8 protein-coding genes and 3 rRNA genes are annotated in these 15,628 nt (G+C 48.4%); 1 reads left to right on the forward strand and 10 read right to left on the reverse strand.

The features are described 5' to 3' along the window. Window positions 1–2 precede the first annotated feature (2 nt). The 6 genes from ACOJUN_RS07400 to ACOJUN_RS07425 form a co-directional block, all read right to left on the reverse strand. Window positions 3–1,652, reverse strand: a complete 1,650-nt coding sequence (locus ACOJUN_RS07400; RefSeq protein WP_422136022.1) for a hypothetical protein — start codon at window positions 1,650–1,652, stop codon at window positions 3–5. A gap of 72 nt (window positions 1,653–1,724) precedes the next feature. Next, window positions 1,725–2,483, reverse strand: coding sequence for a tRNA pseudouridine(65) synthase TruC (gene truC / locus ACOJUN_RS07405; RefSeq protein WP_422136023.1), 759 nt, complete (start codon window positions 2,481–2,483; stop codon window positions 1,725–1,727). A 39-nt stretch (window positions 2,484–2,522) separates the two neighbouring features. Continuing rightward, complete coding sequence (locus tag ACOJUN_RS07410) at window positions 2,523–3,395, reverse strand: SdiA-regulated domain-containing protein (protein ID WP_422136024.1); 873 nt, start codon at window positions 3,393–3,395, stop codon at window positions 2,523–2,525. Window positions 3,396–3,504: 109 nt separating this feature from the next. Continuing rightward, window positions 3,505–3,855, reverse strand: a complete 351-nt coding sequence (locus tag ACOJUN_RS07415) for a hypothetical protein (protein ID WP_422136025.1) — start codon at window positions 3,853–3,855, stop codon at window positions 3,505–3,507. Window positions 3,856–4,019: 164 nt separating this feature from the next. Next, window positions 4,020–5,243 carry an NAD(P)/FAD-dependent oxidoreductase gene (locus ACOJUN_RS07420; protein ID WP_422136026.1) on the reverse strand — a complete coding sequence of 408 codons (1,224 nt, stop codon included), beginning with the start codon at window positions 5,241–5,243 and terminating at the stop codon, window positions 4,020–4,022. Window positions 5,244–5,396: 153 nt separating this feature from the next. Then, entirely contained in the window at window positions 5,397–6,074 is a 678-nt protein-coding gene (locus ACOJUN_RS07425; protein ID WP_422136027.1) for a hypothetical protein, read from the reverse strand. Window positions 6,075–6,318: 244 nt separating this feature from the next. Between ACOJUN_RS07425 and ACOJUN_RS07430 the strand changes: the two genes are divergently transcribed. Next, the gene (locus ACOJUN_RS07430) at window positions 6,319–7,089 is read left to right on the forward strand and encodes a siderophore-interacting protein (protein WP_422136028.1); all 771 of its coding nucleotides are present in this window, start codon (window positions 6,319–6,321) and stop codon (window positions 7,087–7,089) included. Window positions 7,090–7,464: 375 nt separating this feature from the next. Here ACOJUN_RS07430 and rrf read toward each other — a convergent pair. From rrf to ACOJUN_RS07450, 4 genes are all read right to left on the reverse strand, one after another. Next, window positions 7,465–7,580, reverse strand: a 5S ribosomal RNA gene (rrf, locus tag ACOJUN_RS07435). A gap of 203 nt (window positions 7,581–7,783) precedes the next feature. Next, a 23S ribosomal RNA gene (locus ACOJUN_RS07440) occupies window positions 7,784–11,265 on the reverse strand. Between the two features lie 345 nt (window positions 11,266–11,610). After that, window positions 11,611–13,166 (reverse strand): 16S ribosomal RNA (locus tag ACOJUN_RS07445). Together the 16S, 23S and 5S rRNA genes form the textbook arrangement of a ribosomal RNA operon. Before the next feature lie 784 nt (window positions 13,167–13,950). Next, on the reverse strand, window positions 13,951–15,510 hold the full coding sequence (locus ACOJUN_RS07450) for a hypothetical protein (protein WP_422136029.1): 1,560 nt from the start codon (window positions 15,508–15,510) through the stop codon (window positions 13,951–13,953). Between the last annotated feature and the right edge of the window lie 118 nt (window positions 15,511–15,628).

The raw sequence follows: 15,628 nt of genomic DNA on the forward strand, positions 1-15,628 counted from the left end.
AATTAACTGTTAGTGTCGTCAGATGGCCTTATTCGATAAAACTTGAGGTTATAACCTGTTCTCAGAGTATGCATAAGAACCTGTAATGCTTCATTCCATTCACAAACCAAGCCACTGGAAGCTTTCAACGAGGCTCGCTCTCCAAGACCGTCAGAAAAACACAACATTCTCAGTGTCATAATGGCACCATTAACCGAGATAAAAACAGCAAATGTTGATTCATTGGGCTCCTGAATCACCATGACAAAGGTGCCCTCTCCGATGGCATTGTCCATTATCATTTGAATTGAGTTGAACTCCTTAAGCTCATTAACCTCGAGGTCAATATTAAGGGCCATCATCGCTTGATCCATTTCCATTAAACTCAACAAGGGGTATAAATCCGGAAGCTGGGATTCGTCTAACTTCCGAGGTAACGGAATCTTTTGCAGACCTCCAGACATTTGATTCATGAAACATTGCCGAATAGCAACGTCATGCCCCGTTGAGTTATCAGAAACCAGCAACACTTCAACCTCATCGTCATCATCAAATGCCTGCAAGGCTTCCACAGCTTCTTTATCCAGGCAATTAAAAGCCTTAATGGCATTCTCCACCATGAGGTTGAACACATCATCATCAGGCAAGTGAACTTGATAAAGCTGGCCTCCTCTCGACTTATCCAGATAGCAGTTGATCGCAAAAACAAAGAGACTGTGTTTATTACTGGCATAGCCCACCACTTCACCATCCTGATTCAGAAGAAATACAAAAGCCAAACTCTGTTCAATAATAATAAGAGCGAAGGAATAGCCTCCCTGAGAATCAGGAAGCGTCAGAAAATATCCCCGATCTTTCAAAGCCTCGATTGTGCCAAGGGGTCGAGTGTATTCACTCATCCAACCAACAGAGATCAGCCCTGCAATTACATCCTGTTGGATGGCAGCCTTCACCTGAGTCAATAGCTGCTGAAATTTAAGTACCCCGCTATTTGAATTCTCGAGGACGATCTTATCCATGCCGGTCTCCAGATAACAGACATTGAAAGATGAAGCTGAAAAGGCTTTCTGCTGACAGAGAGTTTCATCGACAGGCAAAGTCTGCAACTGGATAACGCTAAAATCACACTGCCGGTTCATCCATTCACAATCAAGCTGATTTTTCTCATCAGATACAGGAGCAGGATCTGGAACATTAACAGCAACAAGAAGAGGTAGCATTTCGCTGGAAAAACCACTCAAGGACGGCTCTACCGGAGTCATCTGGCTGGTTGAAGGCCCATCAAAAGCAGCCATCCTTTTCCTGGGACCAAGCCTCGGAACAGAAGCTGACGCAGCCTCACGGACCAAAGGTCTTTCACACTGGCAAGTATTCTCAGTGGATAAATACACCTCTCTGGATTTAGGGTCTTTGCCTCTGGCACTCTTGGCATTAGACTGCCCTTTTTTTCTTATTGCGGCCTGGGCAATCAGCCTTTTTTCCCTGAACCGCTTGCCACACTGATAACATCGACAATCACAGGCATCAAGATTAAGGTCGCACTGCTTGCACCTTTGGCGACCTGATTTATCCGTTACTATTCTATCTTTCTTATAGTCATCGAATCCGTGACTGTAGAACGCTCCAAACAACAACAATGAAAAAAAAAATATACTCAAACCCGCTCTGAGCATAAAGCCTCCTGAAACAAACCGTTCAGGCAGACTAGATAGTTAATTGACATTCGTCATGGGAAATCAGGAAATTCACTCAACTTTCCGACGAAGTGATCTGTTCCAACCAAAGCGAGTCATCAGATCAGAGAAGACAGCATCCAGCGAAGCAGACAAAAGCAGTCGTTCACGGGTAAGGGGATGAGTTAATTCAAGATCAGTACAGGCCAGTAGCAATCTACCCGCTGAAAAGTGTTTGGCAAAGTATCGATTATGAACGCCCTTCCCATGTTTGGCATCGCCAATGATCGGGTGGGCTATATGCTTCATATGCCGACGAATCTGATGTTTCCTGCCCGTTTTAGGCCAGGCTCTTACCAGGGAGTAGCGACTGGTTGGGTATCTTTCTATGGCAAGAGGCAGCTCAACGGTCGCGAGTCTTTCATAAACAGTGACCGCCTCCTGAGCCGGTTTGTCCTGCCGGGCCTTGCGGTCTGTCATTTTATCCAGCTCTTCTTTCAGAGGATGATCAATCACGCCAGACTCTGGCGCATAACCCCTGACGACTGCCAGATAGGTTTTCTCGACCAGCCCTTCCTCAAATTGTTTTCCAACCTGCCGGGCAACCTCAGGCGACAGGGCAAACACTAAAACACCGGAAGTCGGTTTATCCAGACGATGCAGTGGGTAAACATGCTGACCCACCTGATTTCTGACGATCTGCAAAGCGAACCGGGTTTCATTCCGGTCAATCATGGAGCGATGCACCAGCAGACCCGACGGTTTATTTACCGCTACCAGCCAGTGATCCTGATAAATGATTTCCAGTGTTTCCTGGCTCTCTTCTGACATGCACGACATCCCAACAGCAAAGCTCAATATCAAAGGAGGCTACTTTCGTTCAGACAAGGTACTCTTCCTGAATATGTAAAGGTCGTCAGGCTCCCCGACAATAAACACCGTTCCCTGTCTGTCCATAGTAACCCCTTCTGGCTGCTCAATCGTATTCTTCAATCCATGCCAGCCCTTCTCAAGCACCATAACACTGACGGCCTCTCCATTTTCGTCCAGTTCTGTCAAAGAATCGGACTGATCACTGAGCACAACAAAATGCCTTGAAACCGTATCGAAGTGCATCCCTGACAGGTCCTGATTGAAAAACCTCAGGCTTTCTTCCATTTCTTCCTGCTCACGAATCACCAGCTTTCTATCTTTACCCTGCTCGGTGAAACCATTAATACGAAAAATCCGGATGGGGTCTCTCTCTTTGAGGACATAGATCGATTTTGTCTCTGGGTCCCAGGCAATACCTTCAAAGCCTTTGTTGCCTCCTTCTCCTATGCCAAAGGTAAAAGTGGACGCACTGGAGAAATCGATCTCATTCGAATCCGGTTTAATGTCTACCAGCAACAATTCCTGCTGACGTTCGTTGACAACAATAAAACGATCGCCGTCAGCCCAGGCAATACCTTCTACATCAGCATTAAGATTGGATTTCAGCTTTCTCTTGAGGTTTCCATTTTGGTCGTACTCCAGGACATGGATCGAAGAACCTCCTCCGGATACAACATAAAGGGAATCGGTAACAGGACTCCACGTCACTCCGGATACCTGATCACCTGCATCAACGAGTTTCACAGGTCCGGCCACCAATTTATAATCACTCAACGCAATGGCATTTGCCCACTGTTCACTGGATACCGTATGTGACAGATATTCATTGTAAAGTTTGTCATCGATATCGAAATATTTAATAGCAATCACGGCCACAATCAAAATGACAATGATTCCGAGGGAGAGTTTTCTGAAGTTCTTCATAATGAGGGAATAGGTCAATTTCAGAGGGGGCTTTATGGAGACCGGCAGAGCGCCGTCACATCCCCCCAAGATCAGACAAGTCAGCTCTCATAAGGCCTTCGGTACCCAGATCAAAACCTGCTACTGAAACATGAACATCAAACCAGCTTTTCAGGGCGTTGGCATCTCTCTGACAGGGCCAGCGGCCCGGATCTTCTTCCCAGGCGGAGAGCTCATTTTCCATCATGTCCCGGGCGTGGTTGGCTACTGCTGCTTCCAGGCCCTCCTCTGTTTCCTGTTCATCCAGCAGGTAGGAGCCACCTTCCAGGCTCCAGTCTTCTGGCAATTCTGTCCCCAGCCCTTTCGCCCATTCAATAAAAGGCTGTCTGGGCTTCAGGGTTACAACACAACGATTGATAAACTTCATGACTTTTACCATAAAATGCAGCTTCATCGGATTCTGGAGCCATTTCGACAAGGTCAGCTGCAATTTCCGTCCAAGGAGAATGTCTTATGAGGCATTAACGTCAACAGTGCTTCACGGACGATGCATTATGCTCTTGGCGGATGGAGAAAATCAAACCATGTAAACTAAACATACTGCCCTGCACAATGACCTGAAGCCCAGGCCCATTGGAAGTTAAAGCCTCCCAGATGACCGGTAACATCCAGAACTTCACCGATAAAGAAAAGCCCCGGCTGGATTCGGCTCTCAAATGTTTTCGAAGAGACTTTCGCAGTGTCCACACCACCCAGGGTGACTTCTGCTTTTTTATAACCTTCTGTTCCAGAGGGTTTCAATTCCCAGTTTTCCAGTGCATGGGTCAGGTCCTCAAGATCAGCCGCTGTGTAATGTGCCATCAGCTTTTGACCATTGTCGGTTAATAATCTCAGATGACCTTGACCGCATAGGACTTGAGACAACCTTTTAGTCATATGTTCAGACAAGATGGTTGCCGTCTGTGCCCTGGGTCTCTGCATGGCACAGGACTGAAGCCAACTATGAATATCTGCACCGGGAATCCAATTAATGGAAACCGTATCTCCCGGATTCCAATAGGATGAAATCTGTAAAATGACCGGCCCGCTGACACCACGATGAGTGAACAGAATATTTTCCCGGAAAGACCGTCCATTGCAGCTGGCGATCACTTCTGAGCTTACGCCGGAAAGCTCTAGAAAGTGCTTAAGCCAGGCCTGGTTCATCGTAAAAGGCACCAGTGCAGGCTTTTGTTCAATCAGTTTATGGCCGAACTGTTCCGCTATCTGGTAACCAAACCCTGTGGCTCCCATTGTCGGAAATGATAAACCACCGGTTGCCACTACCAGTGACTGACAGGAGAGTTCGCCGATGTTGGTTGCCAACACGAAACCCGAAGCTTTATTGGACTTTATGGATTCAACACGGGCTTTGGCTCGAATGGTGACGCCTGCATCCTGACACTCGCTGACCAAAAGATCGACGATATCCTTTGAACGATTGTCACAGAAAAGCTGCCCCAGCGTTTTTTCATGCCAGGCCACCTGATACTTATCTACAAGCGCCTGAAAATCCCACTGGGTGTAGCGTGCCAGTGCTGACTTACAGAAGTGCGAGTTATGCGAAAGATAATGGGCAGGTTCGATATAGAGGTTGGTGAAATTACAACGTCCACCTCCTGAAATAATAATTTTCTTGCCAATTTTGTTGGCGTGATCCAATACAAGAACATTACGACCACGATAGCCAGCTGTGAGCGCACACATAAGACCCGATGCACCGGCACCGATAATAATGGCATCATAGTCAGACTGCAGAGCTCTGGTCAGGGGCATATTTATTAGATCCCAAAAACAGATAGGGGAAGCCTTTAGCGTTGCTCCTGCCGGGAGCTAAACAGGCCCCTAAGAAACCAGAGAGCATAAACCGACTGCCTGCAACGGTTTGCCCTTTCCTTCGTTTCTTTAATCCGGGCCTGAGGCACAGCTTCAATGAGTTTTCAGAATGGCCAACACATTATTAAGAAACATTTTGGCTTCCTGGCTACTGACACTCTTACGCAACTCAGCAGGAATCATACGCTGGTACGCGCGGGTATTGACTGGACGAGTAGCCACCAGAGCATTCACCATAGCAGGCTTGAGCAAACGCTGGCTTGCAGGAGTACTTGGGTAGGCTTTACGGATAGATTGAACATCAAATTCAACCAGAGCTTCAGCCAACGGACTATCGGCCACTTCAACAACCACTTCTGGCTCTGATAACACCGGAGCCACTTTGACTTCAACCTTAACTGCCTCTTTGGTTCTTACAGACTCAACAGCAACTTCTGCATGAACGTCTTCAGAAGTGACAAAACCTTGAGCCACCAAAGCTTGAGACAGCTCTTCTCGCATAACCCATACAGCTTTGCCCGCTCCGTTTTCCTCATCCAGGGCAATAACGGAAGCACCAGAGCCAGCATCTACTTCCAGAAACCCGGCAATACGCTTGCCCAGGTTGTTAACGATCATGGACGCACGTTTGGCCCCCGTCAATGTAATCACCTGCTCAGCACTGGCAGCGCGTCCGGGCAGAGAAAACCATGCTGCCAGCAGTTCAATATCTTGAGGACGAACCGCTTTATTATTGTTAAGGGCCTTCAGGAACAAATCTTGGGTGATCAATTGTTTAACCTCTAGAAAAATCCAGCTATTTTTTCAGGAAATGACAAATTATCAATCCTTATATTTGCGGATCTTTATGCTTTTTCTTCTGAGCGCAGAGGTTAAGTACCGACTTCGCCTCTTACCCGCTCATTTCAACCTGAAAACAAGCAATATAAGAAGTCGCTGAGCATTACTTGAAATTACCCCATGCTGAGTTGATAATGATTCTCAACTAAAAACCTAAAATCAGTTGAACAGTTATATGGCAAGATCTCCTGCAAGAGAGCTATCTGTAAAGAGTATTGAATCCCTGAGCCCTCATATGACGCGGGTTATCCTGACCGGAGAATCTCTTTCTGATTTTCCATCGGATCAAGCCAGCGCCTACGTAAAGCTGGTATTTGATAACCCTGCAATGCCCGAGAAGCCACTCCAGAGAAGTTACACCGTGGTTTCCTCTGATCAGCTTGCACGACATTTGACGATTGATTTCGCAGTGCATTCCCATGACCGCGATCAGGGGCCTGCCGCACGCTGGCTGGAGGGTGCCAATATTGGCGATCCAGTTTTAGTATCTGGACCGGGACCTACCAAACTGGTCGACCTCGAAGCGGACTGGTTTGTTATGACCGGAGACCTGACCGCACTTCCAGCCATTCGTGCAAACATAGAGATTCTACCTGCCGATGCAAAAGGCTTCGTCGTTGTGGAAATTCCTCACCAGGATGACCAGCAAGCCATGGCCCTTGAAGCATCGTCGATCCCTGAAGGCATGGAAATTATCTGGGTTATAAACCCTCATCCAGGCCAACAAAAGGAGCTTTTAAGAGACGCTCTGGCCAACCTGCCTCGCCAGCCAGGAAATCCCTATCTATGGGCTGCCAGTGAACTGAACTCTGTGCTGGAGATCAGAAACTGGGTGAATCGAGAATCCCTGGCCCCCCGCTCTTCACGTTATATCAGCAGTTACTGGCAGCTTGGCCTTCCAGATGAAGCTCATAAGGTACAAAAGAGAGAGAGACTGACTGAGTGACAAGGGCCTCCACGCCAGAGATCTGTCGTTCAGCCACTTTCTTTAATGGACAGTCTTTGATGGATAGGAAAGTCTGAATGCACTGGAAGACAATTCGCCCGAGAACTATCAACACCTGTGCTCTTGCCGCTTTTTTGCCACAATACAAAAACCCCAGTCGATCTCTCAACCGGGGTTTTGCTTTATTCAATGCCTGGCGATGAACTACTCTCACATGGGTAAGCCCCAAACTATCATCGGTGGGGCCGCCTAGGTGGGGCCGCCCAGGTGGGGCCGCCCAGGCATGTGTCGTTTCACTTCTGTTCTGCCACATTCCTTTGCCCACAAAACAAAAACCCCGGTCAATCTCTCAACCGGGGTTTTGCTTTATTCAATGCCTGGCGATGACCTACTCTCACATGGGGAAGCCCCACACTACCATCGGCGATGTGTCGTTTCACTTCCGAGTTCGGGATGGGATCGGGTGGTTCCAACACTCTATGGTCACCAGGCAAAACTGGTCGAGCCGTTGGCTCTCGAGCTGGAAGCTTTAAGCTGGAGGCTTGAAGCTGTTTCTCGAAAACTAAGGCTCTGGAATCCAAATCTCTTTTAAGCTGTGTCGTCTATTCTTGCTCAACACTCTCGTTCACTGTGTACGGCTTCAAGCTTCCAGCTTTTGCTGGCAGCTTCGCTGCGCAAATCGCTTTGGCGTTATATGGTCAAGCCTCTCGAGTCATTAGTACGGGTTAGCTCAACGCCTCACAACGCTTACACACCCCGCCTATCAACGTCATAGTCTTTAACGTCTCTTATGGGCCTTGCGGCCAGGGAAGTCTCATCTTGAAGGGGGCTTCCCGCTTAGATGCTTTCAGCGGTTATCCCGTCCGAACTTAGCTACCGGGCAATGCGTCTGGCGACACAACCCGAACACCAGTGGTTCGTCCACTCCGGTCCTCTCGTACTAGGAGCAGCTCTCCTCAAACTTCCAACGTCCACGGCAGATAGGGACCGAACTGTCTCACGACGTTCTAAACCCAGCTCGCGTACCACTTTAAATGGCGAACAGCCATACCCTTGGGACCGGCTTCAGCCCCAGGATGTGATGAGCCGACATCGAGGTGCCAAACACCGCCGTCGATGTGAACTCTTGGGCGGTATCAGCCTGTTATCCCCGGAGTACCTTTTATCCGTTGAGCGATGGCCCTTCCATTCAGAACCACCGGATCACTATGACCTACTTTCGTACCTGCTCGACATGTACGTCTCGCAGTCAAGCTGGCTTGTACCATTACACTAACCGCACGATGTCCGACCGTGCTTAGCCAACCTTCGTGCTCCTCCGTTACTCTTTGGGAGGAGACCGCCCCAGTCAAACTACCCACCACACAATGTCCCCGATCCTGCTAAAGGACCTGGGTTAGAACCTCAATATTGCCAGGGTGGTATTTCAAGGTTGGCTCCATGCAGACTGGCGTCCACACTTCAAAGCCTCCCACCTATCCTACACAAGCAACATCAAGATCCACTGTGAAGCTGTAGTAAAGGTTCACGGGGTCTTTCCGTCTAGCCGCGGATACACTGCATCTTAACAGCGATTTCAATTTCACTGAGTCCTGGGTGGAGACAGCGTGGCCATCGTTACGCCATTCGTGCAGGTCGGAACTTACCCGACAAGGAATTTCGCTACCTTAGGACCGTTATAGTTACGGCCGCCGTTTACTCGGGCTTCGATCAAGAGCTTCTCCGAAGATAACCCCATCAATTAACCTTCGAGCACCGGGCAGGCGTCACACCGTATACGTCCACTTACGTGTTAGCACAGTGCTGTGTTTTTAATAAACAGTCGCAGCCACCTGGTATCTTCGACCAGCCTCAGCTTACGGGGCAAGCCCGATCACCAAAGCCGGCGCACCTTCTCCCGAAGTTACGGTGCCATTTTGCCTAGTTCCTTCACCCAGGTTCTCTCAAGCGCCTTGGTATTCTCTACCTGACCACCTGTGTCGGTTTCGGGTACGGTCCCTCTTGACCTGAAGCTTAGAAGTTTTTCCTGGAAGCCTGGCATCAACCACTTCCCCACCTTGGTGGGTTCGTCATCAGTTCTCGGCTTTGTGAACCCGGATTTGCCTGAGTCCACAGCCTACGACCTTAAACAGGGACAACCATCGCCCTGCTGGCCTAGCCTTCTCCGTCACTCCATCGCAGTCAAAAGGGGTACAGGAATATTAACCTGTTTCCCATCGATTACGTCTTTCGACCTCACCTTAGGGGCCGACTCACCCTGCGCCGATTAGCGTTGCGCAGGAACCCTTGGTCTTCCGGCGAGGGAGCCTCTCACTCCCTTTATCGTTACTCATGTCAGCATTCGCACTTCTGATACCTCCAGCCCACCTTCCGGTGAACCTTCAACGGCTTACAGAACGCTCCTCTACCGGTTCAGTTGTCAGTTTGCAGTTGTCGGTTGTCAGTTTGAACTGAGTTATTTAAAACTCTTGTGCAAACTAACCAACATCTTACTGACTTGGTTGTATTCGGTTTTGAGGTCTTGCCATTGCTGATCGTCAATGTAATTGAGATCAAGGCAGTACCTTAACCAAACTCTCATTTCGTCAGATGATCCGATAGCCATCAATATGAACCTTCGAAACTCTGCTTTTGAGATGATCAGTTTCCCATGTCCTTCAGCAATATTTGCACAGATTCCTTTACTGGCTCTGCGCATCTGATCAGCAAGTCCATGCATTTGTTCAATTCTCGGAAATTCCAGCGAGAGCTTGTGAACTTTCAAAGAAAGCTTATAGGCCCGTTGAAATACTTCTAAATCTTCAAATCGCTGCATACTTACTTCTCATACTGCCAACTGACAACTGTAAACTGACAACTGAACCCCGTAGCTTCGGTGAATAGTTTGAGCCCCGTTACATCTTCCGCGCGAGCCGACTCGACCAGTGAGCTATTACGCTTTCTTTAAAGGGTGGCTGCTTCTAAGCCAACCTCCTGGCTGTCTGGGCCTTCTCACATCGTTTCCCACTTAACTATTACTTTGGGACCTTAGCTGACGGTCTGGGTTGTTTCCCTTTCCACGACGGACGTTAGCACCCGCCGTGTGTCTCCCGTGATTGCACTCATCGGTATTCGGAGTTTGCATGGGGTTGGTAAGCCGGGATGGCCCCCTAGCCCAAACAGTGCTCTACCCCCGATGGTGAGACACGAGGCGCTACCTAAATAGCTTTCGAGGAGAACCAGCTATCTCCGGGCTTGATTAGCCTTTCACTCCTATCCACAAGTCATCCCCTGGCTTTTCAACGACAGTGGGTTCGGTCCTCCAATCAGTGTTACCTGATCTTCAACCTGCTCATGGATAGATCGCCCGGTTTCGGGTCTATTCACTGCGACTGGACGCCCTGTTAAGACTCGCTTTCGCTACGGCTTCCCTATACGGTTAACCTTGCCACAGAAAATAAGTCGCTGACCCATTATACAAAAGGTACGCAGTCATCAGTGGCCAGTTGTCAGTTGTCGGTGGTCAGTTTTGTTCAGCGTCAATTTCAACACCTCTGCAAATCTGCCCGTATTTTCCAACTTGACGACCTGGTAATCAGTCATCTGCTGTCGCTTGCCTACTGGCAACTGACAACTGACAACTGACCACTGACTCCCACTGCTTGTACGTACACGGTTTCAGGTTCTATTTCACTCCCCTCAACGGGGTTCTTTTCGCCTTTCCCTCACGGTACTGGTTCACTATCGGTCAGTCAGGAGTATTTAGCCTTGGAGGATGGTCCCCCCTTGTCTCCGAAAAGACGGTTCAGACAACATTTCACGTGTGCCGTCCTACTCGATTTCACAATAACTGGCTTTTCGCGTACGGGGCTATCACCCACTATGGCCACACTTTCCAGAGTGTTCCGCTAAACCAAAAATTGCTTAAGGGCTACTCCCCGTTCGCTCGCCGCTACTGGGGGAATCTCGGTTGATTTCTTTTCCTCCGGGTACTTAGATGTTTCAGTTCCCCGGGTTCGCCTCCTAAACCCTATGTATTCAGGTAAAGGATACTCACTTGTGTGAGTGGGTTTCCCCATTCGGACATTCCTGGATCAACGCCTGTTTATCGGCTCCCCAAGACTTTTCGCAGATTACCACGTCCTTCATCGCCTCTGACTGCCAAGGCATCCACCGTGTACGCTTAGTCACTTGACCATATAACCCAAAGCGATCTCTTCGAGATCTCAGTTGTCAGTTGTCGGTGACCAGTGGTCAGTCGATTCGTGGCAACTGATGGTTATAGGCAATAACTACCTTTAACGATCTTCAGTAACCGGCAACTGTCAACTGACAACCGGCCACTGATACGCCCTACACTTGAGAGTGTCTCAGCAAGAATTTCATTAAAAGACCAAAGTCTTTTAAATCAACTCAGCTTAATTTAAGTTTGGATTCCACATTGTTAAAGAACAAAACTAACAACTGCCAACTGACCACCGTCAACTGACAACTGATAATCAAACAATTCGTGTGAACGCTTATGGAAGGTCGGTCTTCGTTTAAGGAGGTGATCCAGCCCCAGGTTCCCCTAGGGCTACCTTGTTACGACTTCACCCCAGTCATGAATCACTCCGTGGTAACCGCTCTCCCGAAGGTTAAGCTAGCTACTTCTGGAGCAACCCACTCCCATGGTGTGACGGGCGGTGTGTACAAGGCCCGGGAACGTATTCACCGTGACATTCTGATTCACGATTACTAGCGATTCCGACTTCATGGAGTCGAGTTGCAGACTCCAATCCGGACTACGATGCACTTTCTCAGATTAGCTCCACCTCGCGGCTTGGCAACCGTCTGTATGCACCATTGTAGCACGTGTGTAGCCCTGGCCGTAAGGGCCATGATGACTTGACGTCGTCCCCACCTTCCTCCGGTTTGTCACCGGCAGTCTCCCCAGAGTGCCCACCCGAAGTGCTGGTAACTGAGGATAAGGGTTGCGCTCGTTGCGGGACTTAACCCAACATCTCACGACACGAGCTGACGACAGCCATGCAGCACCTGTCACTGCGTTCCCGAAGGCACCCCTCTATCTCTAAAAGGTTCGCAGGATGTCAAGGCCAGGTAAGGTTCTTCGCGTTGCTTCGAATTAAACCACATGCTCCACCGCTTGTGCGGGCCCCCGTCAATTCATTTGAGTTTTAACCTTGCGGCCGTACTCCCCAGGCGGTCTACTTATCGCGTTAGCTGCGTCACCAGAAATGCAAGATCCCCGACGACTAGTAGACATCGTTTACGGCGTGGACTACCAGGGTATCTAATCCTGTTTGCTCCCCACGCTTTCGTACCTCAGCGTCAGTGTCAGACCAGAGTGTCGCCTTCGCCACTGGTGTTCCTTCCTATATCTACGCATTTCACCGCTACACAGGAAATTCCACACTCCTCTTCCGCACTCTAGCTTGCCAGTTTTGGGTGCCGTTCCCAGGTTGAGCCCGGGGCTTTCACATCCAACTTAACAAGCCGCCTACGCACGCTTTACGCCCAGTAATTCCGATTAACGCTCGCACCCTCCGTATTACCGCGGCTGCTGGCACGGAGTTAGCCGGTGCTTCTTCTGCGAGTAACGTCACAGCTCAAGGGTATTAACCTTGAACCTTTCCTCCTCGCTGAAAGTGCTTTACAACCCTAGGGCCTTCTTCACACACGCGGCATGGCTGCATCAGGCTTGCGCCCATTGTGCAATATTCCCCACTGCTGCCTCCCGTAGGAGTCTGGGCCGTGTCTCAGTCCCAGTGTGGCTGATCATCCTCTCAGACCAGCTACGGATCGTCGCCTTGGTAGGCCTTTACCCCACCAACCAGCTAATCCGACGCAGGCTCATCCGATAGCGCAAGGTTCGCTCCTTATAAAAGAAACGGGTCCCCTGCTTTCCCTCTTAAGGCGTATGCGGTATTAATCCGGATTTCTCCGGGCTATCCCCCACTACCGGGCAGATTCCTACGTGTTACGCACCCGTCCGCCGCTCGTCAGCAACTAGCAAGCTAGTTCTGTTACCGCCCGACTTGCATGTGTTAGGCCTGCCGCCAGCGTTCAATCTGAGCCATGATCAAACTCTTCAGTTTAAATCGTTTTGCTTCCTGTCCGAAAACAGTCCGCTGCTCAATCATTTGCAATTAAACGTACATGAAACTCTTTATGAGAAGATAAATTCTCATAGAATTTAAGGGTATGTTCGCTTGCTTGATCAGCATTTAAATCATTTCAGAGCAAAGCTCTGTTGACCGATGCTATTCCCACAAGCGCCCACACGAATTGTCTGATAATTTGTTAAAGAACCGGATTAAAACAAGAAGGTTTTAATCGACTAAACCAGCTGCCAGCACTGTTCAGTGAGGCGACTATACTACCTTGACGCCACTCGTTGTCAAGCGATTGTTTCAAGAAAGAGAAACAAAAGACTTAAAAACATCGCTAAACATTCCACTAGAAAGATGGAAACTCCGTTCAGCGAGTTGTGCATAACTGCACTCACCAGGATAACTGCCAACAACTACAATTTACTGCTCTTGAAATGACACTCTGGCTACCGAGTCGATACATCTTCAGCCCCGACCGATAGACATAGCTTACCCCTTAAGCCGCCTTTTTCAAAAGATCGGATTACACCTAATTTTTTGCGAAGAATACATGCAGCCCTTGCTGCTGAAGGCTTTCAGAAACATAAGTGTTCATAATGATAATTAACTGGAGTGAGTCACTCTTCATAATTCGAGGTGTTTAATTAATCTCTTCGGGTCTTATATCCCGCCACCTAGAGCAGGGTAGTTTATCGGTGTTACATTGCCAGAAACCATCATCAAAAGGGAGGTCAATATTTTGCCTGCAACCTCCTTTTAATTGGGCCCATCATTCCCTGACCAGGATTTCAAAGGTCTTTGAATCGACTAAAGCGTGGGAGTCTCGATTCGGTGTTGCAAAAGAAGCTTTACAGACTTTGCCCTTCTTAAAATATTTGCCGTAGGTATTGAAACCATTGTTCATAAAACGACAAAAATATTGCGGCACTTTGCTGACTTCTTTGCCTGAACTAGAAAAGCTATACCCGGCAATAATAGCCTTATCAGGCGGCTCAGCCTCAAAAGCCTGCCAGCGAATATTACCGTCAACCACAGGAGTCAGGTAATCGGAAGCGATGCTGCCATCTTGATTGGTAGCAACATAACCACTTTTTCCACTGGTACCAATGTATCTGCAATACTTATCAGGCCCCTCTCTTACCAGTGAGCCCAGTATAAATTCTTTATAAGGCTTTTTGGGGGAGCAAAAGTATTCCTGAACTTCGGTGTTGATTATGCCTTTACCTACTTGTGACGGCACTTTCTGCCATATTACGGAAGATGGTCTGCTTTTATGAGCCTTCTGTCGTACAGGAATAAAGTGGGACACATCGCCTACTGAGTCAGCATCAGCCGTCAGGCCTGCGCACCCATGCCCACAGCTATGAGCACCATCGTTGTACCATTCAGTCCCGGGACTGGCACCGTCTTTACACAAGGTTTCGTGACGCCAACTTTTAGACAACAGTATTGTTGACGCAAAGGGTACCGGATGCCCCTGCGATTCCTGAAATTGGTAGGTGGTATTGCCGTAAATAACATTAATCTGGTAATACTTTTTGTCGGTAACCAGAATATCTCTGGGTAGCACAGTTTCGCTCCCCAAAGATGCCAGAAAATTGTCTCTTTTTCGACTTGATAACAGACATCCGCTGACATTATCAGGTGTATTAGCCAGCATACCAACCAATCTACCGATCCCGCCGATCTTAACACGACAGAATCCGGTCAAATGCTGGTCATTGCAGCGAAACTTTTTGGTTAAAGGTGCCGGCAATGGAGAAATACAAAACTCGTCTGCAGATCCGTAGGGATTAGCCGGATCATAGGTAGTGTTTAATGGAATTAGAGCTGGTTGGACGTCACCTTCATTATGATGCAAGGGTTGGGCATCAAGAAAAGTCGCTCTTGCCCACAGGTACTTCAACTTCTTATTTGAGTCGGTATAGTTATCTTCACTGAGATTAAAAGGAAGCAGGTTATATTGGTCGATAATGGTTTTCTGATAATGCTCAGTAGCCAGCGTGCTACGCATCGGCTCTCTGAAACCGGGACTGACATTACTCTGCGCCAATGGTGGATTATCGGGACTCTTTTTGTCAGCTTTGTCAGCTTTCTCAAGATCTAAAGCATATAGCGTAGAATAATGCCCAACCGAGAACCCCACCTCAAAAACGAACACAGATAAGCCCAATATAGCCAGTACCCTAAATAACTTTGAATCCTTTAATTGTTGTGAATACGAGTACGTAAGCAACTCACGGCCTTGCACTCCAACCACAGCGATAGCATTGTTAGTGACAGCAATAGATAACACCAGCACAGATAAAGCCCGTGAAACTCGCTTCATAGCCAAGCTCCTCCACAATAACTCTCAAAGAAGCCAAGAGTGTAGTGTCTACTCCAACAGCAAATAGTATAGAAATGATTTGTAAAAACTGATCCTTATGAACAAAGTACCTGACCAG

It is taken from the genome of Endozoicomonas sp. ALD040, assembly GCF_049275945.1.
In the GTDB taxonomy this organism is placed as follows: domain Bacteria; phylum Pseudomonadota; class Gammaproteobacteria; order Pseudomonadales; family Endozoicomonadaceae; genus Endozoicomonas_A.

Bases quoted from the DNA above. Each gene is read 5' to 3' on its own strand.
- ACOJUN_RS07450 (WP_422136029.1), bottom strand. From the start codon at position 15,510: ATGAAGCGAGTTTCACGGGCTTTATCTGTGCTGGTGTTATCTATTGCT.
- ACOJUN_RS07415 (WP_422136025.1), bottom strand. From the start codon at position 3,855: ATGAAGTTTATCAATCGTTGTGTTGTAACCCTGAAGCCCAGACAGCCT.
- ACOJUN_RS07400 (WP_422136022.1), bottom strand. From the start codon at position 1,652: ATGCTCAGAGCGGGTTTGAGTATATTTTTTTTTTCATTGTTGTTGTTT.
- ACOJUN_RS07430 (WP_422136028.1), top strand. From the start codon at position 6,319: ATGGCAAGATCTCCTGCAAGAGAGCTATCTGTAAAGAGTATTGAATCC.
- ACOJUN_RS07420 (WP_422136026.1), bottom strand. From the start codon at position 5,243: ATGCCCCTGACCAGAGCTCTGCAGTCTGACTATGATGCCATTATTATC.
- truC (WP_422136023.1), bottom strand. From the start codon at position 2,483: ATGTCAGAAGAGAGCCAGGAAACACTGGAAATCATTTATCAGGATCAC.